General features: G+C 68.6%; 24 protein-coding genes. 15 read left to right on the top strand and 9 right to left on the bottom strand.

What is annotated here, in order from left to right; genetic code table 11:
* The first annotated feature begins 21 nt into the window (after positions 1-21).
* Entirely contained in the window at positions 22-1,059 is a 1,038-nt protein-coding gene (locus tag NCO8_RS19670) for an acetate and sugar kinases/Hsc70/actin family protein (protein WP_067641530.1), read from the top strand.
* Here NCO8_RS19670 and NCO8_RS19665 read toward each other — a convergent pair whose 3' ends face one another.
* Positions 1,060-1,854 carry an enoyl-CoA hydratase gene (locus NCO8_RS19665; protein WP_067641528.1) on the bottom strand — a complete coding sequence of 265 codons (795 nt, stop codon included), beginning with the start codon at positions 1,852-1,854 and terminating at the stop codon, positions 1,060-1,062.
* Between the two features lie 36 nt (positions 1,855-1,890).
* A complete protein-coding gene (locus tag NCO8_RS19660) occupies positions 1,891-2,961 on the bottom strand; it encodes an enoyl-CoA hydratase/isomerase family protein (protein ID WP_157104982.1) in 1,071 nt (356 codons plus the stop codon).
* A gap of 94 nt (positions 2,962-3,055) precedes the next feature.
* Between NCO8_RS19660 and NCO8_RS19655 the strand changes: the two genes are divergently transcribed.
* Positions 3,056-3,601: a hypothetical protein gene (locus NCO8_RS19655; protein ID WP_067490492.1), complete on the top strand. Its 546-nt coding sequence runs from the start codon at positions 3,056-3,058 to the stop codon at positions 3,599-3,601.
* A 1-nt stretch (position 3,602) separates the two neighbouring features.
* Here the strand turns inward: NCO8_RS19655 and NCO8_RS19650 are convergent, their stop codons facing one another.
* Entirely contained in the window at positions 3,603-4,568 is a 966-nt protein-coding gene (locus NCO8_RS19650; protein ID WP_067641526.1) for a GlxA family transcriptional regulator, read from the bottom strand.
* A 101-nt stretch (positions 4,569-4,669) separates the two neighbouring features.
* Here NCO8_RS19650 and NCO8_RS19645 point away from each other — a divergent pair, with 101 nt between their 5' ends.
* Positions 4,670-5,467 carry an NAD(P)H-dependent oxidoreductase gene (locus tag NCO8_RS19645; RefSeq protein WP_067641524.1) on the top strand — a complete coding sequence of 266 codons (798 nt, stop codon included), beginning with the start codon at positions 4,670-4,672 and terminating at the stop codon, positions 5,465-5,467.
* Here NCO8_RS19645 and NCO8_RS19640 read toward each other — a convergent pair.
* The gene (locus NCO8_RS19640; RefSeq protein WP_067641522.1) at positions 5,464-6,234 is read right to left on the bottom strand and encodes an SDR family NAD(P)-dependent oxidoreductase; all 771 of its coding nucleotides are present in this window, start codon (positions 6,232-6,234) and stop codon (positions 5,464-5,466) included. The two genes, NCO8_RS19645 and NCO8_RS19640, sit on opposite strands and share 4 nt — an antisense overlap.
* A gap of 58 nt (positions 6,235-6,292) precedes the next feature.
* Here NCO8_RS19640 and NCO8_RS19635 point away from each other — a divergent pair, with 58 nt between their 5' ends.
* The gene (locus NCO8_RS19635; RefSeq protein ID WP_067641520.1) at positions 6,293-6,661 is read left to right on the top strand and encodes a MerR family transcriptional regulator; all 369 of its coding nucleotides are present in this window, start codon (positions 6,293-6,295) and stop codon (positions 6,659-6,661) included.
* A 1-nt stretch (position 6,662) separates the two neighbouring features.
* Here the strand turns inward: NCO8_RS19635 and NCO8_RS19630 are convergent, their stop codons facing one another.
* The gene (locus tag NCO8_RS19630; protein ID WP_067641518.1) at positions 6,663-7,622 is read right to left on the bottom strand and encodes a DUF2157 domain-containing protein; all 960 of its coding nucleotides are present in this window, start codon (positions 7,620-7,622) and stop codon (positions 6,663-6,665) included.
* 115 nt (positions 7,623-7,737) lie between these two features.
* Between NCO8_RS19630 and icmF the strand changes: the two genes are divergently transcribed.
* The 3 genes from icmF (at position 7,738) to NCO8_RS19615 (ending at position 12,538) form a co-directional block, all read left to right on the top strand.
* The gene (gene icmF, locus NCO8_RS19625; RefSeq protein WP_245655430.1) at positions 7,738-10,953 is read left to right on the top strand and encodes a fused isobutyryl-CoA mutase/GTPase IcmF; all 3,216 of its coding nucleotides are present in this window, start codon (positions 7,738-7,740) and stop codon (positions 10,951-10,953) included.
* Positions 10,954-11,030: 77 nt separating this feature from the next.
* Complete coding sequence (locus tag NCO8_RS19620) at positions 11,031-12,095, top strand: amidohydrolase family protein (protein WP_067641514.1); 1,065 nt, start codon at positions 11,031-11,033, stop codon at positions 12,093-12,095.
* A gap of 35 nt (positions 12,096-12,130) precedes the next feature.
* Positions 12,131-12,538: a DUF3224 domain-containing protein gene (locus NCO8_RS19615; protein ID WP_067641512.1), complete on the top strand. Its 408-nt coding sequence runs from the start codon at positions 12,131-12,133 to the stop codon at positions 12,536-12,538.
* 45 nt (positions 12,539-12,583) lie between these two features.
* Here the strand turns inward: NCO8_RS19615 and NCO8_RS19610 are convergent, their stop codons facing one another.
* Together NCO8_RS19610 and NCO8_RS19605 are read right to left on the bottom strand one after the other, a co-directional pair.
* Positions 12,584-13,333 carry an SWIM zinc finger family protein gene (locus tag NCO8_RS19610; protein WP_067641510.1) on the bottom strand — a complete coding sequence of 250 codons (750 nt, stop codon included), beginning with the start codon at positions 13,331-13,333 and terminating at the stop codon, positions 12,584-12,586.
* Complete coding sequence (locus NCO8_RS19605; protein ID WP_439951686.1) at positions 13,333-16,128, bottom strand: DEAD/DEAH box helicase; 2,796 nt, start codon at positions 16,126-16,128, stop codon at positions 13,333-13,335. Before NCO8_RS19605 ends, NCO8_RS19610 begins: the two co-directional genes overlap by 1 nt.
* Positions 16,129-16,324: 196 nt before the next feature.
* Here NCO8_RS19605 and NCO8_RS19600 point away from each other — a divergent pair, with 196 nt between their 5' ends.
* Positions 16,325-16,687: a hypothetical protein gene (locus NCO8_RS19600; RefSeq protein WP_067490527.1), complete on the top strand. Its 363-nt coding sequence runs from the start codon at positions 16,325-16,327 to the stop codon at positions 16,685-16,687.
* Between the two features lie 39 nt (positions 16,688-16,726).
* Positions 16,727-17,410, top strand: a complete 684-nt coding sequence (locus NCO8_RS19595) for an HNH endonuclease family protein (protein WP_067641506.1) — start codon at positions 16,727-16,729, stop codon at positions 17,408-17,410.
* Positions 17,411-17,425: 15 nt separating this feature from the next.
* Here NCO8_RS19595 and NCO8_RS19590 read toward each other — a convergent pair whose 3' ends face one another.
* Positions 17,426-18,244 carry a sulfurtransferase gene (locus NCO8_RS19590; protein WP_067641504.1) on the bottom strand — a complete coding sequence of 273 codons (819 nt, stop codon included), beginning with the start codon at positions 18,242-18,244 and terminating at the stop codon, positions 17,426-17,428.
* 251 nt (positions 18,245-18,495) lie between these two features.
* On the opposite strand from NCO8_RS19590, the gene NCO8_RS19585 reads away from it, so the two are divergent.
* On the top strand, positions 18,496-19,701 hold the full coding sequence (locus NCO8_RS19585) for a benzoate/H(+) symporter BenE family transporter (protein ID WP_067641502.1): 1,206 nt from the start codon (positions 18,496-18,498) through the stop codon (positions 19,699-19,701).
* Between the two features lie 107 nt (positions 19,702-19,808).
* Here NCO8_RS19585 and NCO8_RS19580 read toward each other — a convergent pair whose 3' ends face one another.
* The gene (locus NCO8_RS19580) at positions 19,809-20,300 is read right to left on the bottom strand and encodes an Lrp/AsnC family transcriptional regulator (protein WP_067641500.1); all 492 of its coding nucleotides are present in this window, start codon (positions 20,298-20,300) and stop codon (positions 19,809-19,811) included.
* Positions 20,301-20,471: 171 nt separating this feature from the next.
* Here NCO8_RS19580 and pdhA point away from each other — a divergent pair, with 171 nt between their 5' ends.
* The 5 genes from pdhA (at position 20,472) to NCO8_RS19555 (ending at position 26,138) form a co-directional block, all read left to right on the top strand.
* Complete coding sequence (gene pdhA, locus NCO8_RS19575) at positions 20,472-21,554, top strand: pyruvate dehydrogenase (acetyl-transferring) E1 component subunit alpha (protein ID WP_067641498.1); 1,083 nt, start codon at positions 20,472-20,474, stop codon at positions 21,552-21,554.
* Positions 21,551-22,525: an alpha-ketoacid dehydrogenase subunit beta gene (locus NCO8_RS19570; RefSeq protein ID WP_067641496.1), complete on the top strand. Its 975-nt coding sequence runs from the start codon at positions 21,551-21,553 to the stop codon at positions 22,523-22,525. The genes pdhA and NCO8_RS19570 overlap by 4 nt, the downstream gene beginning before the upstream one ends.
* A 17-nt stretch (positions 22,526-22,542) precedes the next feature.
* Entirely contained in the window at positions 22,543-23,850 is a 1,308-nt protein-coding gene (locus NCO8_RS19565; RefSeq protein ID WP_245655429.1) for a dihydrolipoamide acetyltransferase family protein, read from the top strand.
* A gap of 477 nt (positions 23,851-24,327) precedes the next feature.
* Positions 24,328-24,699: a hypothetical protein gene (locus NCO8_RS19560; RefSeq protein ID WP_067641492.1), complete on the top strand. Its 372-nt coding sequence runs from the start codon at positions 24,328-24,330 to the stop codon at positions 24,697-24,699.
* A gap of 80 nt (positions 24,700-24,779) precedes the next feature.
* Positions 24,780-26,138 carry a uracil-xanthine permease family protein gene (locus NCO8_RS19555; protein ID WP_067641490.1) on the top strand — a complete coding sequence of 453 codons (1,359 nt, stop codon included), beginning with the start codon at positions 24,780-24,782 and terminating at the stop codon, positions 26,136-26,138.
* Positions 26,139-26,182 lie beyond the last annotated feature (44 nt).

Here is a 26,182-nt window from a genome sequence, read left to right as displayed (position 1 = left end):
AAAAGGTCCACCATGTAGCGCATGGTGCTGGTCCTCGGGGTGTCGGCAGGTGCGGGTGGTGCCCGCGCCGTGCTCAACCACACCGACCAACCGCATCTACCGCCGCTCGATCGGGTGCGCATCCCGCGCCGCGCGGGCGCCTCGGTGGAGGAATCGGTACTCGCGGCGATCCGCCGGATGCGGGTGGCGGCCCTCGCCCGCGACGAGTGCGTCACGGCCACCGTCGTCACCTGCCGCAGCGACCTGCACGGCGACGCCATCCGCGCGGCAGCGGGCCCCTCGGTGACCATCGTCGACGAACCGCTCGCCCAGCTGCGCTACCTGCGTTTCACCGGCCTGCTGCCCGACACCGATTCGGTGATGCTCTACGACCTCGGCAGTTCCGGCCTCACCGTCACCCACGCCGACTGCCGCACCGACACCATCCTCGCCAGTCAGCGCAGCACCGTCCTCAGCGGCGACGGCTACGACGCGCTGCTGCGCTGGCAACTGGCGCGAGGCGGCGTCGCGACCGACCGCCGCACCACCCGCACCCACCGCGAAATGCTCAGCCGCGCAAGAGTTGTCACCGCTACCGACGCCGACACCGGCGAACGCGCCGTGGTCACCCGCAGCGATCTGGCCGCGTTGTGCGAAGCGGGACTGCATCATTCGGCATCGTTCGTGCGGAAGATGATCGAGGACACCGGCGTACGGCCCGGTGCGCTCGTCCTGCTCGGTGGATGCGTGCGCAACCCGGCACTGCGGCACGCCGTGGGTCAGCTGGTCGACCTGCCGATCGTGTACGACCCTGAGCCGGAATATGTTTCGGCACGCGGCGCGGTGCTGCTCGCCGCACGGAAACCCTCGCGCCTGCGCATGCCACGGTTGCGGGCGGGCGCGACGGCCGACCCGGTCGCACGGTCCGGGCCCGGTCGGCGCAAATTCCTCGCCGCCGTCGCGGTGACCGCGACCCTGGGCGGCGCGGTCGCCGGGCTGCTCGGCACCGATGACCGGGCGGACGAGAAGACCCCGCCCACGCCCGCCCAGTTCATCGACGGCTCGCTACCCGCGAAATAACTAGCTGTTGGTGAAGTTCGGCGGCCGCTTCTCGGTGAAGGCGGCCATGCCTTCCTTCTGATCGTCGGTCGCGAACAGCGAGTGGAACGCCCGGCGCTCGAACAGCAGGCCTTCGGCCAGGCTGGTCTCGAAGGACCGGTTCACCGCGGCCTTGGCGAGCATGGCCGCGGGCAGCGACATGCTCGCGATGGTCTGGGCCGCCTCGAGCGCGGTATCGAGCAGCTGGTCGGCGGGCACGATGCGCGATACGACACCGGCCCGCTCGGCCTCCTCGACGCCCATGTTGCGGCCGGTGAGGATGAGGTCCATCGCCTTGGCCTTGCCGACCGCGCGGGTGAGCCGCTGCGAACCGCCCATGCCGGGGATGACACCGAGCTTGATCTCGGGTTGACCGAACTTGGCGGTGTCGGCCGCGATCAGGATGTCGCACATCATCGCCACCTCACAGCCACCGCCGAGCGCGTAACCGGCGACGGCGGCGATGGTCGGCTTGCGGAAGTTCGCCAGGCGGTCCCAGCCGGCGAAGGTGTCGGCCAGGAACATGTCCATGTAGGACTTGGTCGCCATCTCCTTGATGTCGGCACCGGCGGCGAACGCCTTCTCCGAACCGGTGAGGACGACGGCGCCGATCGAATCGTCGCGCTCGAGCTCGTCGAGCGCGGCGGTGATGTCCGCGAGCACCTGCGCGTTGAGGGCGTTGAGGGCCTTGGGACGGTTCAGCGTGATCCAGCCGACCCCGCCCTTGCCGTCGCTGCCGCCCTTGCGTTCCAACAGAATCGTCTCGAACTCGCTCATGGTCTGCAGACGATACCGAGCGGCGCCGCTACCGGACTACACGGGCAAACCGAGTTCACGCTCGCCGAGCGGGGCGAAGTAGGCGTCGACGTGGGCGTCGGTGACCTCGGCGAGGGTCGCGGGCGACCAGCGTGGCGTGCGGTCCTTGTCGATCACCTGGGCGCGGATGCCCTCGGCCAGGTCGTGGGTGCTCAGCGCGGCCACGGTGATCCGGAATTCGACGTTGAGAGCGGCGGCCAGGCTGAGCCGACGGGCGTTGCGCAGGGCGCGCAGCGTCGCCTTCACCGCGACCGGCGACTTGGCGAGGATGTCCTCGGCGGCCTTGGTCGCCTCGGGGAGGTCGGCCGCGCGCAGGGCCGCGATGATCTCTTCGACCGTGTCGGCGCGGTAGCAGCGATCGATCCAGTCGGCGTGGGCGGCCAGCTCGGATTCGGGTGCGGGCGTGGCGAATCGCGCGATGGCCTCGTCGGCGGGAGTGGTGCGCAGGGCGTCGAGGAGCGCGGGCAGGTCGGCCGAGGGCACGACGGTGTCGGCGAAACCGGCGACGATCGCGTCACCCGCGCCCATCCGCGCGGTGGTGAGGGCGACGTGGGTGCCCAGCTCGCCGGGCGTGTGCGAGAGCAGGTAGGTGCCGCCGACATCGGGCACGAAACCGATGCCCGCTTCCGGCATGCCGATCTGCGAGCGTTCGGTGACGATGCGATGGCTGCCGTGCGCCGAGACGCCGACGCCACCGCCCATCACGATGCCGTCCATGATCGCCACATACGGCTTGGGGTAGCTGTCGATCATCTCGTTGAGCAGGTATTCGTCGCGCCAGAACGCGGCCGCCGCGGTGTCGAGCGGGGCGGGCGCGCCGGGGCCGCCGTCGTTGATCGCCTTGGCGTCGCGATGGATGGCGACGATATCGCCGCCCGCGCACAGGCCACGTTCACCCGCACCGACGATGGCGACGGTGTCGACGGCCGGGTCGGTCGCCCAGGCACGCAGGGCATCGGTGACGGCCAGGCTCATCGCGTGGTTGAGCGCGTTGATGGCCCTCGGCCGGTTCAGCGTGATCAGACCGAGCCGGTCGCGGACCTCGAACAACACTTCGGCTTCACCCATGTCCGTCACCATAAAGTCGGATGTCCGAGTACCCGCAGCCGCGAGGTGCGAGTTGTGACCCATTCCACGGCGGTGCGTGGGGCAGAATCGGCGCATGGGCACCGACAACTTCGCACGGATATCCCGGCTGCGCGCGCTGATCGACCATGCGAACACCGGTGCGGGCGAACGCGCGACCGCCCAGCGCATGCTCGACCGGCTGTTGCGAAAAACCGGTGGCGGCAACGCTTCTCGGCCTTCCGACCGGGTCTACGGTGAGCGGCACCACCGGCCGGGCAGGCACGCGACAACGGCCGCCATCGTGGAGTCGGTGCGCGAGGACATCTCCTTCGCGCGCACCTTCGCCCCCGGTGCGCCCGGTGAGGTGATCGTGCACAGCCCACTGGCCGCGGCGCCGGCCGAACTCACGGTCGCGGTGACCACTCCCTTCGCCGACCAGATCGTCGTCACGATCGACGACATCCCGCCGCAGTGGGGCTGGGAATCCGACGAGTTCGACCGCATCGTCGCCACCCGCGACCTGCGCGCCCTCGCCGACGAACTGGCCGAGATCATCGACGCCTACAACCACTACGGCCCCGACGTGGGCCCACGCTTCTTCCGCACCATCCGCGCCCAGCAGACAACCCTCATCCGCTGATCTACCCGCCGCCGTGGAAGGTGGCCCGGTACGCCGAGGGGCTGGTGCCAAGTGTTCGCGCGAAGTGCTGACGCAGGGAGGCGCCGGTGCCGAACCCGGCCCGCTCGGCGATCTGGTCGACGGTGAGTGTGGTCTGTTCGAGCAACTGCCTCGCCCTGATCAGCCGCTGTGCGGCGAGCCAGGCCCCCGGCGACATCCCGGTCTCGCGTCGGAATCGGCGGGTGAAAGTCCGCGGACTCATGGCGGCGCGCTCGGCGAGGACGCGCAGGGTGAGCGGTCGATCCAAGTGGTTCAGTGCCCATGCCCGGGCGCGGCTGGTCGTCGACTCGTCCTCGGCCGGGAGCGGTAGGTCGATGAACTGGGCTTGGCCGCCTTCGCGATAGGGCGGCACAACCGTGCGCCTGGCGACGTCACCGGCGACGGCCGCGCCGTGGTCGGTGCGGATCAGATGCAGGCACAGGTCGATGCCCGCCGCTTCGCCCGCCGCGGTGAAGATGCCGTCGTCCTCGGTGAACAGCACGGCGGCGTCGATACACACTGCTGGGAAGGCCGCGCGGAACCGGTCGGCGGACAGCCAGTGGGTCGTCGCGCGGCGCCCGTCGAGCAGGCCTGCGCGGGCGAGCACGAAGGCGCCCGTGCAGATCGACGCTATCCGGCGCCCCGCCGCGCGGGCCAGGCGCAGCTGCTCGGCGATCTCGTCCTGCGCGGGGTCGCTGACCTCGTCGAGTTCGTGCGAGGCCGGAACGACGATGGTGTCGGCGGTGGCGAGCGTCGCGCTGCCGTGCTCGACGGCGACGGCGAAATCGGCGTCCGTGCGCACGAGGCCCGGTTCGATCGCGCAGGTCAGCACCTCGTAGAGGCGCTCACCGTCGGCGGAGCGGGCCGAGCCGAAGATCTGGTGCACGATGCCCAGCTCCATCGGCATCACCCCGGTGCGAGCCAGGACCGCGACCCGATGGACAGCCATGGCCCGATCCTTTCACATATCGGCTTTCCGGCCACTGGTGCGCGTGTGCCGGACTCGGCAGCCTGAGAAGGACGAACGAGCTACCGAAAGGACTGCGACCGATGCGAGTGCTGTGGGTGTTCGCCCATCCGGAACCGCGATCGCTGACCGCCCAGCTGCGCACCGCCGGGATCGCCGCACTGCGCGAGGCCGAGCACGAGGTGATCGAATCCGATCTCTACGCCATGAACTGGAACCCCGTGGTGACGGCCGGGGACTTCGCGCATGACGGCGTCGAGCGGCTGGACGTGGCCGATGAATCCGAAGCGGCCCTGCGCACCGGGCGGCTGGCCGCCGACATTCGCGCCGAGCACGCGAAGCTGGCCTGGGCCGACACCGTGGTGCTGCATTTCCCGCTGTGGTGGTACGGGATGCCCGCGATCATGAAGGGCTGGCTGGACCGCGTGCTGGTGCAGGGTTACGCGTACGGGGTGCGTGATCCCGAGTCCGGTCGCACCCGCCGCTACGGTGACGGCGGCCTGGCAGGCAAGCGCGCCACGGCGGTGGTTTCGGTCGGCGCCCATGCCGGGCTGGGACCGCGCGGCATCCACGGCGACCTCACGGAAGTCCTCTTCCCCCTGCTCCACGGCACTTTTTTCTACACCGGCATGGAGGTGATCGAGCCGGTGATCATCCCCGGCACCAACCGGGTGAGCCACGAACGCTTCGCCGCCATCACCGCCGACCTGCGCGCCCGGCTGCTCGCCCTACCGACGACACCGCCCATCCCCTACCGCCACCAGGACAGCGGCGACTACGACGCCGACTGGAACCTGCGCCCGGCCGAGCACCCGGGCGGGTCCGGCCTCGGGATCCACCGCCTCGACAGCGAATCCCGTTGGACCGCAGCGGCTTCCTAGCCGAGCCCCTGGGCGAAGCCGCCGTCGACGACGAGTTCGGTGCCCGTGGTGAAGGTGGCGTCCACCGCCAGGTACAGCGCCGCGGCAGCCACCTCCTCGACCGTGCCCGGACGCGCCATCGGCGTCGTCGCCTCGCCGTCGCGGATGAACTCGGCGCGCTGCTCCTCGGTCAGCTCGGCGACACCCATGCTCGGCGTGAGGATGAATCCCGGAGCCACCGCATTGACCCGGATACCACGCGGAAGCAACTCGGCGGCAAGCACTTTCGAGAACGCACGCACTGCTTCCTTCGCCGCCGAATACGCGCTGAGCCCGGGGAAGATCCGGTCGTTGGACACCGTCGTGTACACGATGGCACCGTGGTCGCGGATCAGGGGCGCCAACCGCTGGGTGGTGAAGAACGCGCCCTTGGCATTCACGTCGAAGACGCGATCCCACTGCGCCACAGTCGCTTCCGGGAGGGTTTTGAATTCCGCGATGCCGTGGTTGACGAAGAGGTAATCGATGCCGCCGAAGCGTTCCTCGACGATCCGGCCGAGTTCATCGATGTCGTCGGGATCTGTCGCATCGGATCGAACGATATGGGCGGCGTCGGAATCCAATGTCGCCCTTGCCTTTTCGATACCGGTCTCGCTGCGGCCGGTGAGCACGACGTCGGCGCCCCGCGCGACGAGCGCCTCGACGATAGCCAGGCCCATGCCATGGGTGCCACCGGTGACGACGGCCGTCTTGCCCGCCAATGTTTTCGGAGCTGCTGTTTCAGTCATGCCACGACGGTAAAGTTTTACGTTGACGTGAAGGTCAAGGCAGTGAGGCGGGCATCACATGCGGATCGGCGAACTGGCGCACAGAACGGGACTGAGCACCCGCGCGTTGCGCTATTACGAGGAACAGGGTTTGCTGCGCCCACGTCGACAGCCCAGCGGCTACCGGGAATTCGACGAATCCGCCGTCGAGGCGGTGCGGCGCATCCGCCTTCTGCTGTCCGCGGGATTGCCCACCAGGGTGATCGTCGAGGTGCTGCCCTGCATGACCGCAGCAGGCACCTATCTCGCGCCGACCTGCCCGGAGATGGCCGACGACCTGCGCACCGAACTTGACCGGATGCGGCGCGACATCGCCGAACGCGAGGCGGCGACCGAGATCCTGGCATCGATCCTGGCAAAGGCGCCGCATGAGCAGCTTGCTGGGTGAATCAGCTGGGACGTTTCGGCCCGACGACGGTGGCGATCAGGCCGCCGGTCAGGACGATTGCGCCGACGGCCAGGACGGCGCTGGCGACGGCGGGGCCGCCTGACGTGTTGTCGGCGACCACCTGACCGACGCCGATCGCGATGCACGCGGAACCGCCGAGGACGAGGACCGGTTCGCGCCGGAGCAGGTAGGCGCCGAGAAAGATCACGCCGACGAAGCCGGTGAGCATGGGACGCCAAAGAGATTCGCCGAGGGTCACCGATTGCGCGCCTGTTGTCGCGATCAGTCCACCGAGCAGGAATCCGGCCCAGTCGAGGACGAGCAGCCGCGCCCACGCGAGCCCGAACCAGACGGCCCCGAAGACCATGAGCGCGATGCCCTGCCACAGCCAGCGGTGCGGCCCGCCGGTGAGCTCGACGATCGTGGCCACGCCGAAACCGGCGATCGCGACCATCCCGAGCAGGCTCGGCACCATCAGGTAGCCGAGCGTCGCCACCAGTAGCCCCGCGCACAGCGCCGCGATCTCGGCATCGCCACCGCGCTCACCGAACGCGATCGCCACTGTTCCGCTGGTCGCCATGGCCGCCAGCACCAGCAGCGCCGACGCGAGCCTGGTTCGTACGGCCGTGGCGATGGGCACGCGGCGGAACAGGCCGGGCCGTCCACCTGCCAGCACCACGGCGCCACCGAGCGAACATCCGGTGACGACGGCGAGCAACACCACTCGCCCGGTGTCGGCGACATCGGCCCACGCCCGGTCGAGGAAGAGCCCGAGACCCGCCGCGACGAGCCCCGCACCGAGGTAGGCGACGATCTCGGCGAGCACCCGCCCGGTCGGCGCGCGACCCGCCCGCTCCTGTTCCTCGACAGCTCGCAGCACCGCGTCGCGCTGGTCACCACTGATGACCCCGCCCGCGACCAGCCGCTCCAACGCCACGCCCACCCCGTGTTCGCGAACCATCCGTCGAGTATGTCGGCCGAGTGCCCGAACCGGCCCCTTTCGCCGTGACGCCGTTCACAGTAGGATTAGTTTGATGTCCTAGTATCGGGCGTTCTACAAAATGGCGGAGGAAGTCATGAGCACCTCATTGCACGTTCCTGTCCATCCGGTGCGGTTCGTGACTTCGGCCGCCCTGTTCGACGGGCACGACGCGGCGATCAACATCATGCGGCGCATCCTGCAGGCCCAAGGCGCGGAAGTGATCCATCTCGGACACAACCGGTCGGTGCGCGAGATCGTCGACGCGGTGGTCGAGGAGGACGTGCAGGGTGTCGCGGTGAGCTCGTATCAGGGCGGGCACATCGAGTTCTTCGAGTACCTGGCCGAGGCGCTGCGCGAGGCCGGGGCGGGCGACGTGCGCATCTTCGGTGGTGGTGGCGGTGTGATCGTCCCCGAGGAGATCGAACGCCTCGCCCGCTGCGGCGTGCGCATCTTCTCCCCCGAGGACGGCCAGCGCCTCGGCCTGCCCGGCATGATCAACGAGCTCATCCGGCTGTGCGATGTGGACCGAGCCACCGTCGCCCCCGATCTGAACGCCCTCTACACCGGCGACCGAATCGCCCTGGCCCGCACCATCACTTGTCTGCAGCAGGGCGCTCTGCCCGAAACCGATCGCGCCGCGATCCTCGCCGCGGCGGACGCGCGCGAAGTACCGGTCCTCGGCATCACCGGCACCGGTGGCTCCGGAAAGTCCTCGCTCACCGACGAATTGGTGCGCCGGTTGCGTACCGACCAGCAGGACAAGCTGCGTGTCGCGGTGCTCGCCGTCGACCCGACCCGGCGCCGCGCCGGTGGCGCCCTGCTCGGTGACCGCATCCGCATGAACGCGCTCGACGGCGAACACGTGTACTTCCGTTCGCTGGCCACGCGCGGCAATCACGAACTGCCCGACGACATCGACACCATGATCGCCGCGTGCCGGGCAGCGGGCTTCGACCTGGTGATCCTCGAGACGCCGGGCATCGGCCAGGGTGACGCCGGCATCGTCGACCACGTGGATGTGGCGCTGTATGTGATGACGCCGGAGTTCGGTGCCGCCTCCCAGCTCGAGAAGATCGACATGCTCGACTACGCCGATGTGGTCGCGGTGAACAAGTACGAGCGCCGCGGCGCGGCCGACGCGGTGCGCGATGTGGCGCGCCAATTGATCCGCAACCGTGCGGAATTCGGTTCCGACCCCGCCGATATGCCAGTGTTCGGCACCAGCGCGGCGACCTTCGACGACGACGGTGTCACCGCGCTCTACCAGCATCTGCTCACCCGGCTGACCGAGCACGGCCTCACGGTGGAGCCGGGCGCGCTGCCCCGCGTGGAGACGAAGGTGTCGACCAGGTTCGCCCAGCTCATCCCGCCGTCACGGGTGCGCTACCTGGCCGAGATCGCCGAGACCGTGCGCGCCTACCACCAGGACACAGCACGGGAAATGACTGCGGCACAACGTGTTCAGCGGTTGCGTGCGGTACATGAGGAACTGCCCGACGACACCGCCGTCGGCGACCTACTGGAGGCGGCCACCGGTGATCTGTCGCCCGCCTCGGCAGCCCTGCTGGACGAATGGCCCGCGCTGGCCGAGAGTTATCGGGGCGAGGAGCAGGTGGTGCGGGTACGCGACCGGGAGATCCGCACCCCGTTGCGACGCGAATCGCTCTCCGGCACAAGTGTTCCCCGGGTAGCGCTGCCCCGCTACACCGACGCGGGCGAACTGTTGCGTTTCCTGCGCGAGGAGAACCTGCCTGGCCGATTCCCCTTCACCGCGGGCGTTTTCCCGTTCAAGCGCGACAACGAGGACCCCACCCGCATGTTCGCGGGCGAGGGCGATCCGGCGCGCACGAACCGGCGGTTCAAAGCACTCAGCGCCCACACCGACGCCACTCGCCTCTCGACGGCCTTCGACTCGGTGACCCTCTACGGCCACGAACCGGCGCAGCGGCCCGATATCTACGGCAAGGTCGGCACCTCGGGTGTCTCGGTGGCGACGATCGACGACATGCGCACCCTGTTCGACGGTTTCGACCTGTGTGAACCGACGACGTCGGTGTCGATGACCATCAACGGCCCGGCTCCGACGATCCTCGCCTTCTTCCTCAACGCGGCGATCGACCAGGCTGTGCGACGCTTCACCGAATCCGAACGCCGGGAACCGACAGAGCAGGAGGCCGCCGAGATCAGGGCGCGCACGCTGTCCACCGTGCGCGGCACCGTGCAGGCCGACATCCTCAAGGAGGACCAGGGCCAGAACACCTGCCTGTTCTCCACCGAGTTCAGTCTGCGGATGATGGCCGATGTGCAGGAGTGGTTCGTCCGCAACAATGTGCGCAATTTCTATTCGGTGTCCATCTCCGGCTATCACATCGCCGAGGCCGGTGCCAATCCGATCAGCCAGCTCGCCTTCACCCTGGCCAACGGATTCACCTACGTGGAAACGTATTTGGCGCGCGGACTGGCGATCGACGAATTCGCGCCGAACCTGTCGTTCTTCTTCTCCAACGGGATGGACCCGGAGTATTCGGTCATCGGACGGGTGGCACGGCGCATCTGGGCCGTCGCCATGCGCGACCGGTACGGCGCGGGTGAACGCGCCCAGAAACTGAAGTACCACATCCAGACTTCCGGTCGATCGCTGCACGCCCAGGAAATGCAGTTCAACGACATCCGCACCACCCTGCAGGCGCTGATCGCGGTCTACGACAATTGCAACAGCCTGCACACCAACGCTTTCGACGAAGCCGTCACCACTCCCACCGAGGAATCGGTGCGCCGGGCGCTGGCGATTCAGCTCATCATCGCCAAGGAATGGGGCCTGGCGGTGAACGAGAATCCGCTGCAGGGCAGTTTCATCATCGACGAGCTCACCGACCTGGTCGAAGAGGCGGTACTGCTGGAATTCGAGCGGATCAGCGAACGCGGCGGCGTGCTCGGCGCCATGGAGACCGGTTACCAGCGCGGCCGCATCCAGGACGAGTCGATGCGCTACGAGCAGCGCAAACACGACGGAACGCTGCCGATCATCGGGGTGAACACCTTCCGCGGCCCCGAAAGCGAGGCCGCGGCGCCGACGGTGGAATTGGCCCGCGCCACCGAGGACGAGAAACGGTCCCAGCTCGAGCGGGTGCAGCAGTTCCGCGCCGAGCACGCCGAGGAATCACATCGCGCGCTCGCCCGCCTGGCTGAGGTCGCCCACACCGACGGCAATATTTTCGAGGTGCTGATGGACGCGGCACGGGTATGCACTTTGCAGCAGGTCACCGATACCTTTTTCGCCGTCGGCGGACAGTATCGGCGGACTGTCTGAGGCGACCGAATGCGACCATCGCCGCAGCCGACGTGTGACAATTCCCGGAGCAATGCCGGCGCGGCGATGGGACGTACATGGATCTGACCGGGCTCGACATCATCGATGCGCATATCCACCAGTGGGATCCGCATACGACACCTCGGCTGTTCAGCAAGCACGCCAAGCTGCTGCGATATGTGCCGCTGCCGGTCGACCTGGCCGCGAAATTGACCCCGCGCCGCGACCTCCAGTTCGTCGGCGATCCCACGGCCTACCTCGGCCCGTATCTGCCCGCCGACTACCGCACCGACCAGGGCGGGATCGCGGTGCGCGGGCTCGTGCACGTAGAGGCCGAGTGGACCGGTTCGGCGCCCGACGAGACGCGGTGGGTGGCCAGCCTGCCGTTCGGGGTCGATACACCCGCTCTCGCCGCGATCGTCGGGGCGGCCGACCCCGCCGCCGCGGATCTCGGCCCCACGCTCGACGCGCATCAGTCGGCCTCGCCGCTGCTGCGCGGGATCCGGGCCAACGTGGCCCACCATCCCGATGCGGGGGTGAAATCGTTCGCCGCGCACGACGGACTGCTCACCGCGCCCGCCTTCCTCGACGGTTTCGGTCAGCTCGCCGAGCGCGGGCTCGGTTTCGACGCCTGGCTGTACTCGGGTCAGCTGCCCGAGGTGACGGCGCTGGCCGAACGCTTTCCCGAGGTGACGATCGTCCTCGACCACCTCGCCACCCCCGCGGGCGTCTTCGGTCCGGTCGGCAAACACACCGGCAGGACCGCGGGCGAGCGACGCGACATCTTCGACCGCTGGCGCGACGACATCACCGATCTGGCCGCCCAGCCCAATGTGGTCGCCAAGGTGAGCGGCCTGATGATGCCGGTACTCGGCCACCCGGTCCCGCCGCGCGGGTTGTCGACCCAGGTGTCGGTGCTCGTCGACCGGCTGAGTCCGATGCTCGCCCACGCCCTGTCGGTGTTCGGCCCCGACCGGCTGATCTGGGGCTCGAACTTCCCCGTCGACAAGCCGATCACCAGCCTCCCCGTGGCCGTCGACGCCGTCGCGACCGCACTCACCAAGGCCGGTGCGTCGACCGAGGACCTGCGGAAGATATTCGGCGGTAACGCGGTTCGCGTTTACCGCATCGACCTGGGGTGACGGGTTTTGTCGGGGCCCCGGTTTAGCATCACGGAATGAAGACGACCGGCACGTTCGAACTCACCGCCTTCGACCCGACCGATCTGCAGCCGCAACCGCCGATCAGCACCGGCCTGCCGGTCGGCATCGCCCACATGACCAAGGTCTACGCGGGCGACATCACGGGCACCTCGGCCACGCTGTTCACCTCGGCGTTCGACATGTCGACGGGTGCGGGCACCTACATCGCCATGGAGTCCTTCGAGGGCAGCCTGGCTGGCAGGTCCGGTACGTTCAACTTCGTCCATTCCGCCACCACCGGCGGCACCGATCGGACCGACGAGTTCTTCCACATCGTCCCCGGTAGCGGCACCGGCGAACTCACCGGCATCACCGGCACCGGCGCCCTCTACGTCGACACCACCGGCGGCCACCACATCTGGTTCGAGTACGACCTGCCCTGAGGACGGTGGTTCCGGTCGCCTCTCTCGCCGTGGCACCCGCTGAACTCAGCTGTCGAATTCGGCGTAGAGGGAACGTAATTCGCGGAGGCCGGTGGCGGCGGTCTGCTCGTCTTCGGCCGACATGCGTAGGGCACGGCGCAAGGCCATGGCGTCGAGGTCCTCGATGACGGGGTGGAATTCGATGCGTGGTAGGTCGGGGAGGGCGAGGCGGTCACCGTAGGGGTCGTCGGAATCAGCTCTGCGAGTGGACCTTTCGACCCCACCGATGAGGGTGTCGAGGTCGAGTCCGCGCAGGGTGAGGATTTCACCCGGCTGCTCGTCGAGGCGTTCGGCGAGCAGGTAGCAGACGGCGGCCACATGCTTGCACGGCCAGCCCATGTCCGGGCAGGTGCAGGAGAAGTCCAGTTCGGCGGCGGTGGTCGGCAGCAGGTGTGGGCCGAGCGCGGGTGGTAGTGCGCCCGAAGCGATTTCGGCGAGCATCCCCGGCGCTTCGCGGATCTCGGCCAGCAGGAGCTCGATCTCTTCCTCGCGCAGCGGCCGCACCGACAACACGGAGGTGAACGGGCTCGGCTGGCTACCCTGCACCTCGGCCGTGACCGCACCGCGCTCCACGCGATAGTTCACCACCTGCCCGACCCGCGCGTAGGTGCGCCCGCGCGAGAGCCTGCCCGCGTCGGCCACCTTCTCCACCGCCTCGAGCAGCGACTTTCCCCACCACGTGCGACCGAAACCACCGCGCGCCTGCGCACCACCGCGCACCGGCTTGCGCGGACCGAACTGACTGAAATCGGCCATCAGTCACCCACCGCCTCGGCCCCGAGGGTGAACAGTTCACGCAACTCGTCGGTGCCGAGTTCGGTGATCCAGTTCTCCCCCGCCCCGACGGCCAGGTCGGCCAACGCCTTCTTGCCGCTGATCATTTCGTCGATGCGCTCCTCGATGGTGTCGACGCAGACGAGTTTGCGCACCTGCACCGCACGCTGCTGGCCGATGCGGAACGCACGGTCGGTGGCCTGGTTCTCCACGGCCGGGTTCCACCAGCGGTCCAGGTGGATCACGTGATTGGCGGCGGTCAGGTTCAGCCCTGTCCCGCCCGCTTTGAGCGAGAGCAGCATCAACGGCGGGCCGCCCTCGGCTTGGAATCCGGTGACCATGTCGTCGCGACGCTGCTTGCTCACCCCGCCGTGCAGGAACGGGATGGGTGTGCCGAACCGTTCGGTGAGGAACGGCAGGATCAGGTCGCCGAACTCACGGAATTGGGTGAACAGCAGGGCCTTCTCGCCGTCGGCGAGGACGGCGTCGAGGATGTCCTCCACCAGGGCGAGCTTGCCCGAGCGATGCCCGCCGCGGCGCATGATGGGCGAGGCGTCGCCGAGGAAATGCGCGGGATGATTGCAGACCTGCTTGAGTCTGGTCAGCGCGCCGAGCACCGCACCCTTGCGCGCCATGCCCTTGGCGTCTTTGAGCTTCTCCAGCATGTCGTCGACCACGGCCTGATACAGCGCGGCCTGCTCGACGGTGAGGTTGGCGCGCACCGTCATCTCGAGCTTCTCGGGCAGATCGCTGATGACCGCCGGATCGGTTTTGAGCCTGCGCAGCACGAACGGTTCGGTGATGAGCCGCAACCGGTCGATGGCGTGCTGGTCGCGTTCGCGTTCGATGGGCACCGCGAAGCGGGCGCGGAAGGACTGCGGGCTGCCGAGCAGCTTGGGCATAGCGAAATCGAACAGGGCACGCAGTTCTTCCAGCCGGTTCTCCACCGGCGTTCCGGTGAGCGCCAAGCGATGCCGGGCCCGCAAGGCGCGGGCAGCCCGTGATTGCCTGGTGGTCGCGTTCTTGATGTGCTGGGCCTCGTCGAGAACCACCCGCGCCCAGTGCTGTTCGCTCAGCAACGCCGCATCGCGCGCCAGCAGGGCATAGGTGGTGACGACCAGATCCGCGTCCGCGACCGCGGCGGCGAAATCCGCGCCCTTGCGCCGATCGGTGCCGTGGTGCACGAGGACGCGCAGGTCCGGGGCGAACCGTTCGGTCTCGCGCTGCCAGTTGCCGACCACCGACATGGGGCATACCAGCAGCGTCGGCCCTACCGGACCGACGGCCTCGCGTTCGTGCACGAGCAGCGCGAGTACCTGCACGGTCTTGCCGAGACCCATGTCGTCGGCCAGGATCGCGCCGCAATCGAGCCGGCTCATGGTGGCCAGCCAGCTAAGGCCGCGCTCCTGATAGGGGCGGAGCTGGGCTTTCAGGCCGATCGGCACCGGAACGGGCTCGGGATGGCCGTGTCCGGTGAACAGTTCGGCCGCCCAGCCGTCGGCGGTGACCTCGGTGACCGGCACATTGTCGACCCGTTCGGCGGCGAGTTCGCCGATCATGTCGGCCAGGGTGACAGGGGTGTCGTCGGCGTGCAGCGCCACGTACCGGGCGGCGGCCGCCAGCGCGCGATGGTCGGCCTGCACCCATTCACCGCGCAGCTGGACGAGATCGGATTTGCTGCGCACCAGACGTTCCATCTCGGCCGGGGTGAGCACCATGTCCCCGAGCGCCAATTCCCAACGGTAGGAAAGCAATCCGCTCAGACCGACGGTGGATTCGGCGGCGGCCGGGCTGCTCACCCGCAGGCGCATGCTCGGTTCGGCGATGTTCCAGGCGCGCGGCAGCAGCAGGCGAATCCCGGCCTCCTGTAGCGCATGCGCGCCGTGGGCGACCAGGTCGGCGACCACCTGGGTCGGCAGCAGGAGGTCGAGTCCGCGCGGGTCGGTCGGCAGGTCACGCAGACGCGGGTAGGCCTTGCGGGCCTGGCCCAGCTTCTCGGCGGCAGTGCGCACCAAGACCGGATCATCATCGAGCACAACGGGTTTCGGTGCGTCGTCGACCGGACGCAGACACACCTGCAGTCGCCACAGCGCCACCGAGTCGTCGTCGGTGGTGAATTCGCCGTCGGGTTCGCACAGGCGAAGGACCAGCTCGGGTTCGTCGGCGGCGTATCCCTCGCGCCACTGCGACAGGGTTTCGGCCAGCCGGTAGGAGCCCTCGTCGAGCGGGGTGTCGCTCATCAGCGCCGCCAGCAGCGGGTGCGTCATCGAACGGTGGCTCAGGTATTCGCGGGCGATCGGGTCGGTGAGTTCGGTGACCAGGTCCTCGAGCACCCCGGCGGGCGACCCGGCCACCCGTAACGCGGCGGGCATGGCCGTGGCCAGCTCGGCGAGCCACGCCCGCTGACGTTGCCCGCCGACCAGCCGCCACCGCACCCACCACTGCCCGTCGGCGCGATCCACCTGCGGCACCACCCGACCGGCCCGCACCCAACGCTCGATGCCACGGGCGACGTGCGCGAGGAAACGCAGGTCGCCGGAGATGTGCTCGCGGGGCAGCCTGCTGCGCAGCACGACGGCGGCCGTCGGCGGCGCGAGCGCGTGCGCGCGGACCTCGGCTCCACCCGCTGCGCCCGCCTCGTCGACGACGAGCACCTCGGCGCGGTGCCGGAACCGCGCGCGCTCGAGAATGTCGCCGAGCACCGAACCCACCGCAACGGGTTGCCCGTCGTGCCACAGCAGCAGGCCCGAACCGGGGGACCACAGACCGTGCAGCATGGTTGCCATCCAAGCAGGAGCCACCGACACCCCGCGCTCGGCCATCGCTCTGGATTTCTGGGCTCCCACGGAACATACTTGGATATTCCCTGGTCACGGCCGGAAGATCACCGGCGACAACTGCATACTCACCCAGGCGAACCGGCCACGAACCGGCTCGGCCGATGAACCCCCTGAATGCGTGCGGAGGGCAGCGATGACGATTCTGCTCCAGGTTCTCGAGCAGAGCTACACCCCCACCACCCCGTGGGAGCGGCGCAAGTTCACGTTCGTCGATGCCGGGAAGATCGTCGGCATGCGCCTGGACGGTCAGTCCGGCGTATGGATCGATCTGTCCCGGCCCGGTGAATCCCAGCGGTTGGCCCACACGGCCGACCCGCGCGATTCCATCACCTTCCTGCTCACCGTGTTCGCCAAGATCGCCGAGTGCGAGGACCGGGGTGGTTCGTGGTTGATCGGCCACGACGGCACCCACATCTCCTCGATCGCGGCCACCCGGTTCCCGCCACATGCCGCCGAGCTCGCGGCAGACGACATCCTGGCGCGCGCCTGGTTGTAGTACGGCGAAGTTGTCGGTGGGGTCGGCTACAACCTGTGCATGGGGAGACTCGCGTGGCTGGTCCTGCTGGTGCTCGCGTGCACGGGTTGCGGGGTGCTGGCGCCCGAACCGGTCGCGCCCGCGCCGGGTAGTCCGACGCGGGCAGAGGTGAACGCGCTGCTCGATCAGGTGCGCGTGATCGATGCGCGACCGCACCCCGGCGGGTACGAACGTGGATGCAAAGCCGGGCAGGGTTGTGTGTTCGGTCCGGCCTGGTCCGACGACACCGACGCGCCCGGCGGTCACGACGGCTGCGACACCCGCAACAACGTGCTGGCCGCCCAGCTGCGCGATGTGGTTCGCCGGGGTCGCTGCGTGGTGGTGGAGGGCGTGCTCACCGACCCCTACACCGGCACCGATATCGCTTTCCGCAAGTCCGAGGGCGGCGACATCCAGATCGACCACGTCTATCCGCTCGCCGCCGCGTGGGACATGGGCGCACACGCTTGGCCACCGGAACGCCGTCTGCGCTTCGCCAACGACCTCTCGGTCAATCTGCTGGCCACGGGCAAGGCGACCAATCAGTCCAAAGGCGACGACACGCCTGGCGAATGGCTGCCACCCGCCCGGCCCAACCACTGCTTCTACGCCGCCAAGTACCTCACCGTCGCCGTCGCCTACGACTTACCGATCACCGCCGCCGACAACGCCGCCCTCCACGACATCGACCGCACGTGTCCTTGATGGATGCCGGCGCTGTCAGGCGCCCGTCACCACCGGACGCTTCGGGTCGTTGGACCACTGCGACCAGGACCCCGGGTAGAGGGCCGCGTCGATCCCGGCGATGGCCAGGGCCGCGATTTCGTGCGCAGCGGTGACGCCGGAACCGCAGTAGACCGCGACCGGTCCGTCACCGAACTCGGCGAAGCGCTCGCGCAATTCCTCGACGGTGCGGAAATGCCCTGTGGGGTACAGGTTTTCAGCGGTCGGTGCGCTGACAGCGCCGGGAATGTGACCGGCCTGCGGATCGACCGGTTCCACCTCGCCTCGGAAACGTTCGCCCGCGCGGGCATCGAGCAAGACACCCGACCATTTCGCGGCGGCGTCCGCATCGATCACGGGCAGCGCGCCGGGGCGAACGACCAGGTCACCGGGGGTCGGGTCGGGTTCGGCACCGGTCGCGAGTTCCGCGCCGGACGCGGTCCAGGCGGGCAGCCCACCGTCGAGAATGCGCACGTTGTCGACACCGGCCCAGCGCAACAGCCACCACGCGCGGGCCGCCGCCATGCCGCCGGTCGCGTCGTAGACGACCACGGGCTCATCAGTGCCGAGCCCCCAGCTGCGGGCGCACTTCTCGAAGGTTCCGGGGTCGGGCAAAGGGTGTCTGCCACGGGCCGGTGACGGTGCGGCGGCCAGTTCGGTCTCCAGGTCGACGAACACCGCGCCCGGAATGTGCCCGTCGAGATAGTGCTGCGGACCGTCCGGATCCCCGAGCGCCCACCGCACGTCCAACAGGTGAATCTTGTTCGCCGCCAGCTCCTCCCGAAGCTCGGCCGCCGAAATCAGCACCGCACCCACGCCAACTCCTCACTCCCGGTCCGTCCCCCGCCGCCACCCTACGCACTCCCCGACCACCCACACCCGAAACGGCACCCCACGCATCGGAGGGAAGCTGGACAGACGATCACCACGTTCCGGTGGCGGCAACGGCCGAGAGCCGCACGCCACCAGAGCGTGGTGATCGAGCGGCCGGCACCGCGGGCCGGATCAGGCCAGTTTCGCGCTACTGGCCGGTGACGCTCCCAGACCCGTCGGGCAGGATTTGCCGAATGTCGCAGGTCTCCACCAGTTCGTCGCCCGATGTCACCGAGAAACCGGCCGGGATAGGTCAGCCGCTCGGTGCGGGCGCGGTGACCGCGCTGGTCGGGTTCACCAGTTCCTTCGCGGTGGTGCTGAGCGGGTTGCGGGCAGTGGGGGCGAGTCCGGCACAGGCGGCGTCGGGTCTGCTCGTGCTGTGTTTCACGCAGGGCATCGGCATCCTGCTGCTGAGTTTCCGGTACCGGATTCCGATCACCCTTGCCTGGTCGACACCCGGCGCGGCGCTGCTGGTGAGCACTGGCCTGGTAGCCGGTGGATGGCCCGGCGCGGTCGCGGCGTTCGCTGTGACGGGCGTGCTGATCGTCGTCACCGGCCTGTGGCAGCGGCTCGGTTCGCTGGTCGCGGCGATTCCGGTGCCGATCGCGCAGGCCATGCTCGCCGGCGTGCTCGTTCCGCTGTGCCTGGCTCCGGTACAGGCGTTGCGTACCTCGCCCACCGTGGTGGTTCCGGTGATCGTGGTGTGGCTGGTTCTGCAACGGTACGCACCGAAGTGGGCGGTGCTCGTGGCCTTCGCGACGGCGGCCGTCGGCACCGGCATCGACATCGTGGTCGCCGACCGGCACCTCGACCTGTCCGCCATGATCCCCACCGTGGAACTGACTGCCCCACAATGGCATTGGCAGGCGATCATCGGCATCGCCGTTCCGCTCTACATCGTCACGATGGCTTCGCAGAACATCCCCGGCGTCGCCGTGATGCGTTCTTTCGACTACCAGGTGCCGTGGCGGCCTGCCATGCTCGTCACCGGGATCGGCACCGTCCTCGGTGCCCCGGCGGGCGGTCACGCCATCAACCTCGCCGCCATCAGCGCCGCGCTCGCCGCCGCCCCGAGCGCGAGCCCGGACCCGAAGCGCCGCTGGATCGCCGCGGCCACCGCGGGCGCCTCCTACCTGGTCCTCGGCCTGGCCTCCGCCGCCCTGGTCACCCTCATCGCCGCCGCCCCCGCGGGCACCCTCGAAACCGTCGCGGGCCTGGCACTGCTCGCCACGCTCGCCGCTTCCCTCTCCGCCGCGCTCACCGATCCGGGCGACCGCCTCGCCGCCCTGGTCACCTTCCTGGTGGCCGCCTCCGGCACCACGCTGCTCGGGATCGGCGGCGCCTTCTGGGCGCTCCTCGCCGGCCTCATCGTCCGCCGCATACTCCCAGCTCAGAAGTAGGTGCGCTGAGGTCGATCCGGACCTCACCGTCTGACCCGCGCGCTCAGCCTCCAGTCCGGGTCAGGTGAATCCGGAACCCACAGCCTGACCCGCAAGTTCCGTCGATCTCAGTCCGGGTCGGCGAGGCGGTCGAGGAGGGGTGCGGTGCGTGGTCCGACCAGTTCGCGCATGACGAGCGCCATGTTCGTGCGTTCGACGCCGGGGATCTTCAGGATGGCGCCCGCGATGCGGTAGAGGTCGTCGGCGTCGCGGGCCACGATGCGGACGGTGAGGTCGGTTTCGCCGGTCATGCCGCAGACCTCGGTGACCTCCGGAACGTCGGCGAGCTCGTCGACCACCGCATCCAACTGGTGCTGATCGACGACCACCGCGACGAAGGCTGCCAGCGGGTAGCCGAGAGCACGCGGTTCCACGCGGCGCTCGAAACTGCCGAGCACCCCACCGCTGTCCCAGCGCGCGAGTCGCGCCTGCACCGTATTGCGTGACAGCCCGAGGCGGGCGGCCAGTTCCACCCCGGTGGCCCGGGGGCTGGCGATCAGTTCGCGCAGCAATCGCGCGTCGGTCGCGTCGAGGGTCACGGCGGGTTCGCGACTGGTCATACAACGCAGTATGACAGCGTGTCACCCCAGCACAACGTGCATTCTGCTCAGTCACGTGTCGTTCACTTGCGCAGGCGGCGGTATCGTGGATGCTGTGTGATACACATCGCACTCAGCGATCAGTCGTACCCGCATCGGCCCACAAGGCGCGGTGGAGAGGAGGCGATCTCGATGCCGGAGAAGCAGACCTACCCGGTCCAGTTGATCCAGCCGGACGGACGTCGCGTATTCGATCGTGAGCACGGCGCGCTGGTCGCCGATATCGATGCCGAACGATTGCGGGGCCTCTACCGGGACCTCGTCGTGACCCGCCGGATCGATCTCGAGGCGACCGCACTGCAACGCCAGGGTCAGCTCGGCCTGTGGCCTCCCATGCTCGGCCAGGAAGCGGCGCAGGTCGGTTCGGTGCACGCACTGCACCCCGACGACTACATCTTCTGCTCGTACCGCGAGACCGCGGTGGCGTACTGCCGTGGCGTACCGCCCGAGCAGCTGACGCGACTGTGGCGCGGAGTGGCCCACCACTGCTGGGATCCCGACGCGGTGAACATGACCAACGCCAATATCGTCGTCGGCTCACAGGGCCTGCACGCCACGGGTTACGCCTACGCCGCCCACCTCGACGGCGCCGATATCGCCACCATCACCTACTTCGGCGACGGCGCGACCAGTCAGGGCGATATCGCCGAGGCGCTCGGCTTCGCCGCCACCTGGAGCGCACCGGTGGTGTTCTTCTGCCAGAACAACCAGTGGGCGATCAGCGAACCGGTCACCGTGCAGAGTCACGTGCCGCTCGTGCGCCGGGCCGACGGGTACGGCATTCCCGGTGTGCAGGTGGACGGCAACGATGTGCTGGCCGTGCTCGCCGTCACCCGCCAGGCGGTCGAACGTGCCCGCAGCGGCGGCGGCCCCACCTTCATCGAGGCGATCACCTACCGGATGGGCCCGCACACCACCGCCGACGATCCGAGCAGGTACCGCACGGCCGCCGATATCGAGTACTGGGAGCGGCGCGATCCGATCGAGCGGGTGCGGCTGCTGCTCGAACGCGAAGGCCTACTCGACGACGAGTTCGCCCGCTCGGTCGCGCGCGCGGCCGACGAGGTCGCCGACCGGGTGCGCACCGCGACACTCCAGATGCCCGACCCCGACCCCCTCCACATGCTCGACCACGTCTACGCGACCGAGCACCCACTGATCACCGAAGAGGCACAACAGTTCTCGGCCTACCTCGCCGAAGGAGCGCAGTCATGATCACCACCTTCGCCGCCGCTCTCAACACCGGTCTGCGCCGCGCCATGGAAGACGAGCCGAAGGTGGTGTTGCTCGGCGAGGACATCGGCAAGCTGGGTGGTGTGTTCCGGGTGACCGACACGCTCCAGAAGGATTTCGGTGACAATCGCGTCATCGATACGCCCCTGGCCGAATCCGGCATCGTGGGAACGGCTTTCGGAATGGCCTTGCGCGGTTACCGGCCGGTGGTGGAGATCCAGTTCGACGGTTTCGTCTACCCCGCGTTCGACCAGATCGTGTCGCAGGTCGCCAAGATCCACTACCGGACGGGCGGAAAGGTCAAGGCGCCGTTGACGATCCGCATTCCGTTCGGTGGCGGTATCGGTGCCGTCGAACACCATTCGGAGTCACCGGAGGTGTATTTCGCGCATACCGCCGGCCTGCGTGTGGTGTCGCCCAGTACGCCTGCCGACGCGTATCACATGCTCCGACAGGCTATTTCGCTCGACGACCCCGTGGTCTTCTTCGAGCCCAAGCGGCGGTACTGGGACAAGGCGGACGTGGACTTCCACAGCGAACCCGACCTGCCACTGCACAAGGCGCGTGTGCTCACCGAGGGCACCGATGCCACCGTCCTCGCCTACGGCGGCACCGTCTCCACCGCGCTCACCGCCGCGAAAATCGCTGGTGAGGAAGGAAACTCGATCGAGGTGATCGATCTGCGCAGCCTGTCGCCACTTGATGTCGACACCATCGCCGAATCCGTCGACAAGACCGGACGGCTGGTAATCGTGCACGAGGCACCGGTGTTCGCCGGACTCGGCGCCGAGATCGCGGCGCGGATCACCGAGCGCTGCTTCTACCACCTCGAGGCGCCCGTGCTGCGTGTAGGCGGCTACGACATCCCCTATCCCCCGGCTAAGCTCGAAAAGCACCATCTGCCTGATCCCGACCGCATCCTCGCCGCGGTCGACCGATGCCTAGCCGCATGACGACGAAAGGTGCGCCCGTGCCGCAACCAGCTGGCGACGACGGACACGTGCTCGAATTCCGTCTCCCCGACCTGGGTGAGGGCCTCGCCGACGGCGACCTGGTGTCGTGGGCCGTCGACGTGGGAGACACGGTGGAACTGAACCAGACCATCGCTGAGGTGGAGACCGCCAAGGCGGTGGTCGCGCTGCCGTCGCCGTTCTCCGGAACGGTCGTCGAATTGCTTGCCTCGCCCGGCGATACGGTGCCGGTGGGCGCCCCGCTGATCCGGGTGCGCAACGATCTCGAGGTCACCGACCCGCCCACCGCCGAGGACCGCAGGGACGTGCTGGTCGGGTACGGGCCCGAGGCCGAAGCCACGTCGCGACGGCGCAAGCCCACACCGTCGATGGCATCCACCACGCCGAGCACGCACCGGGCCGCTGCCACACCCGCGGCCCGGAAACTGGCCAAGGAGCTCGGGATAGACCTGTGGTACGTCGCGGGTTCGGGACCCGAGGGTGCGGTCACCGTCGAGGACGTGCGCTCGGCCGTGCCGGTCACCGGGCCGCGGGCCAAGCCGGGGGCCGAGCTCGCCGCCGCCGCCCAGCAGAACGGGCACGACGCGGGTCTCATCGAGTCGAGGGCCCGCGAGGAACGCACGCCCGTCACCGGAATCCGCAAGCGCACCGCCGCCGCGATGCTGGCCAGCGCCCGCACCATTCCGCAGGCGAGCGCATTCGTCACCGTCGACTGCACGGCCTCGATGGAACTGCTCGACCACCTGCGCACCACGAAGTCGTTCGAAGGACTCACGCTCACCCCGCTGGCCCTGGTCGCGCGCGCCGCACTGGCCGCCATCGCCGAACACCCCGGCGTCAATGCCGCCTGGGACGAGCAGAATCAGCAGATCGTCACCAAGCACTACGTGAACCTGGGCATCGCGGTCGCCTCCGACCGTGGGCTGCTCGTCCCGAACCTCAAAGACGCGCAAACCCTCAGCCTGCGCGAACTGTGCCGCGAGATCAGCTGGGCCGCCGACACCGCCCGCTCCGGCAACGCCACCCCCGCCGACCTCCTCGGCGGCACCTTCACCATCACCAACGTCGGCGTCTTCGGCGTCGACACCGGCGTCCCCCTCGTCAACCCCGGCGAAGCCGCCATCCTCTGCCTCGGCTCGATCCGCAAGCGCCCCTGGGTATTCCGCGACGAACTAGCCGTCCGCTGGACAACCACCCTCGGCCTCAGCTTCGACCACCGCATGATCGACGGCGAACTGGGCGCCCGCTTCCTCGCCACCACCGCCACCTTCCTCGAGGACCCTCTGACCCTCCTCAGCCGCGTCTGACCCGGCCGACCTGCCACGTTCCGTGTGCGACGGCGAACGGCCTCCGATCCGGGGCAGTCCCGGCAAGGTGGGCCGTATAGGTTCGTCGGTGGTGCGACCGCACCGGAACCGCACGAAGGGGGCAGCATGGGGTATCCGTATGGGCCACAACAGAGTTACCCACACGCAGGAAACCCAGCTCACCCGGCGCCCGGCTACCCGCATCCCGGTCAACCTTCACCGGCCCACGCAGTGCCCGCCCATACCGCACCGGGCTACTCTGCGCGTGGCTACGGTATGCACGGTCAGCCTGGGCCGAGTGGGCCAGGACAGGGCGCACAGGGCTATGGCGTTCCCGGCCACGGCGCTCCGCGAAGCTCCGGCGGTGGGGCGACAGCGATCATCGGTGCTGTTCTCACCGTGCTGGTTTCACTCACGACGGTGGTCGGCGCGGTAATGACATACAGCCACCCTGGTGCGTTCGAATGCGTAGGCAAAATGGTCGCGCAACCCGACGACAGTTTCCGATGTGACGAGGAATCGCTTGCCGCGGAGGCGCTGTTCTACATCGTGGTCTGCGCCGTGGTAAGTGTGCTGCTGCTCATCGGCGCGCTGTTGCTTTTCCTCCGCACCACGGCCGGGCGTGTGATCGTGATGGTCGCGACGGCGCTCAGTGCGCTCGTGGGTGTCGGGTTCTTCGTCACGGACACGATATCCGTCGGCTTGTTCCGCGGGCCCATCATCGGCTTGACTCCGGCCGTTCTGTCGATCGTGGCGCTCGGTTTCGCAGCCGCACCGTCGACCGGACGCTGGATCAGCGCAGCACGATCACAGCCCAGGTATCCCCAGCCCAACTACCGACCATACTGACCGCCGGAATATACGAACCTCGCAACGCCGAGGAAACACAGCGCGCGCTCACTGTAAAAATCGGGGGCTACAACCTGTGTATGAGCGAGGCACATCCTGTCGACACCCGGTTGCCGTTGGGTCGGCAACTGGCTTTCGGCCTGCAGCACGTCCTGATCATGTACACCGGATGTATCACCGTGCCCTTGGTGTTCGGGGCGGCGGCGGGGCTGGACAGAGCGACGATCGGGTTGTTGATCAGCGCCGACCTGCTGGTGGCGGGCATCATCACGCTGGTGCAGAGCCTGGGGGTCGGGAAGCTGGCCGGCGCGCGGCTGCCGATCGTGTGTGGGGCCACGTTCGTCGGGCTCAATCCGATGATTCTGATCGCGAAGGAGTACGGGCTCGACGCGGTGTACGGGTCGATGCTGATCGGTGGCGTGGTCGGTGTGGCGCTGGCGTGGCCGTTCGCGCGGGTGGTGCGGTTCTTTCCGCCGCTGGTCACCGGGACCGTGCTGACGGTGGTCGGTGTGTCACTGATCGGGGTGGCCGGTGGCCTGATCATCGGCAACGATCCGAAGGCGCCGAGCTTCGCGTCCCCGTCCACCATCGGGTTGGCGGCGGTGGTGGTGCTGATCGCGGTCGGGTTCGTGTGTCTCGGTCGTGGCGTGTGGTCGCAGCTGGGCGTGCTCATCGCGCTGGTCGCGGGCATCGTGATCGCGCTGCCGATGGGGCTGATTTCGACGACGGGCGTCGGTGCCGCCGACTGGATCGGCATTCCGCAACCGTTCCACTTCGGGTCACCGCAGTTCCCGGTGACCGCCGTGGTGGCGATGAGCATCGTGATGGCGGTGGTGTTCGCCGAGTCGACCGCGAGCATGCTGGCGATCAGCGAGATCACCGGAAAACCGCTCGGCAGAGGCGATCTCGCACGCGGCCTGGTCGGCGACGGCCTCTCCGGTGTGCTCGGCGGCATCTTCACCGCGTTCATCGACACCATCTTCAACCAGAACGTCGGCGCGGTCTCGACGACAAGGATCTACAGCCGGTACGTGACCGCGGTGAGCGGGGCGATCCTGGTGCTGCTCGGCCTCGTCCCCCGCATCGGTGAAGTAGTGGCGGTGATCCCGAAACCGGTGGTCGGCGGCGTGGGTCTGGTCCTGTTCGCGACGGTCGCCGTGGTCGGTGTGCGGACCTTGCTGCAAGCCGACCTCACCGACCGGGTGAACGCCACCATCGCGGCCACCGCCATCGGCATCGGTCTGCTGCCGGTCTTCACCAAGGACATGTTCGACAAGTTCCCCACCTCGGCGCAGATCCTGCTCGACAGCGGTGTCACCCTCGGCGCGGCCACCGCCTTCCTGCTGAACCTGGCTTTCAACCACACCGTCCTCGGCACCCTCGCCCGCGCCGCGAAGGCACCCGTCGAACCGGTGCGCGAGCCGGTGGCCGCAGCCTGAACCGTCCGCGATCCGATGCGCGACCGGCGGCACCGCCGTTAGGG

It is taken from the genome of Nocardia coubleae NBRC 108252 (assembly GCF_001612805.1).
Lineage (GTDB): Bacteria > Actinomycetota > Actinomycetes > Mycobacteriales > Mycobacteriaceae > Nocardia > Nocardia coubleae.
The sequence above is the reverse complement of the archived record's forward strand: the minus strand, read 5'-3'. Positions and strand labels throughout refer to the sequence as shown.

Excerpts from the sequence above, each read along its gene's own strand:
- NCO8_RS19670 (WP_067641530.1), top strand. The coding sequence starts at position 22 with ATGGTGCTGGTCCTCGGGGTGTCGGCAGGTGCGGGTGGTGCCCGCGCC.
- NCO8_RS19665 (WP_067641528.1), bottom strand. The coding sequence starts at position 1,854 with ATGAGCGAGTTCGAGACGATTCTGTTGGAACGCAAGGGCGGCAGCGAC.
- NCO8_RS19660 (WP_157104982.1), bottom strand. The coding sequence starts at position 2,961 with ATGGGTGAAGCCGAAGTGTTGTTCGAGGTCCGCGACCGGCTCGGTCTG.
- NCO8_RS19655 (WP_067490492.1), top strand. The coding sequence starts at position 3,056 with ATGGGCACCGACAACTTCGCACGGATATCCCGGCTGCGCGCGCTGATC.
- NCO8_RS19650 (WP_067641526.1), bottom strand. The coding sequence starts at position 4,568 with ATGGCTGTCCATCGGGTCGCGGTCCTGGCTCGCACCGGGGTGATGCCG.
- NCO8_RS19645 (WP_067641524.1), top strand. The coding sequence starts at position 4,670 with ATGCGAGTGCTGTGGGTGTTCGCCCATCCGGAACCGCGATCGCTGACC.
- NCO8_RS19640 (WP_067641522.1), bottom strand. The coding sequence starts at position 6,234 with ATGACTGAAACAGCAGCTCCGAAAACATTGGCGGGCAAGACGGCCGTC.
- NCO8_RS19635 (WP_067641520.1), top strand. The coding sequence starts at position 6,293 with ATGCGGATCGGCGAACTGGCGCACAGAACGGGACTGAGCACCCGCGCG.
- NCO8_RS19630 (WP_067641518.1), bottom strand. The coding sequence starts at position 7,622 with ATGGTTCGCGAACACGGGGTGGGCGTGGCGTTGGAGCGGCTGGTCGCG.
- icmF (WP_245655430.1), top strand. The coding sequence starts at position 7,738 with ATGAGCACCTCATTGCACGTTCCTGTCCATCCGGTGCGGTTCGTGACT.
- NCO8_RS19620 (WP_067641514.1), top strand. The coding sequence starts at position 11,031 with ATGGATCTGACCGGGCTCGACATCATCGATGCGCATATCCACCAGTGG.
- NCO8_RS19615 (WP_067641512.1), top strand. The coding sequence starts at position 12,131 with ATGAAGACGACCGGCACGTTCGAACTCACCGCCTTCGACCCGACCGAT.
- NCO8_RS19610 (WP_067641510.1), bottom strand. The coding sequence starts at position 13,333 with ATGGCCGATTTCAGTCAGTTCGGTCCGCGCAAGCCGGTGCGCGGTGGT.
- NCO8_RS19605 (WP_439951686.1), bottom strand. The coding sequence starts at position 16,128 with ATGCTGCACGGTCTGTGGTCCCCCGGTTCGGGCCTGCTGCTGTGGCAC.
- NCO8_RS19600 (WP_067490527.1), top strand. The coding sequence starts at position 16,325 with ATGACGATTCTGCTCCAGGTTCTCGAGCAGAGCTACACCCCCACCACC.
- NCO8_RS19595 (WP_067641506.1), top strand. The coding sequence starts at position 16,727 with ATGGGGAGACTCGCGTGGCTGGTCCTGCTGGTGCTCGCGTGCACGGGT.
- NCO8_RS19585 (WP_067641502.1), top strand. The coding sequence starts at position 18,496 with ATGTCGCAGGTCTCCACCAGTTCGTCGCCCGATGTCACCGAGAAACCG.
- NCO8_RS19580 (WP_067641500.1), bottom strand. The coding sequence starts at position 20,300 with ATGACCAGTCGCGAACCCGCCGTGACCCTCGACGCGACCGACGCGCGA.
- pdhA (WP_067641498.1), top strand. The coding sequence starts at position 20,472 with ATGCCGGAGAAGCAGACCTACCCGGTCCAGTTGATCCAGCCGGACGGA.
- NCO8_RS19570 (WP_067641496.1), top strand. The coding sequence starts at position 21,551 with ATGATCACCACCTTCGCCGCCGCTCTCAACACCGGTCTGCGCCGCGCC.
- NCO8_RS19560 (WP_067641492.1), top strand. The coding sequence starts at position 24,328 with ATGGTCGCGCAACCCGACGACAGTTTCCGATGTGACGAGGAATCGCTT.
- NCO8_RS19555 (WP_067641490.1), top strand. The coding sequence starts at position 24,780 with ATGAGCGAGGCACATCCTGTCGACACCCGGTTGCCGTTGGGTCGGCAA.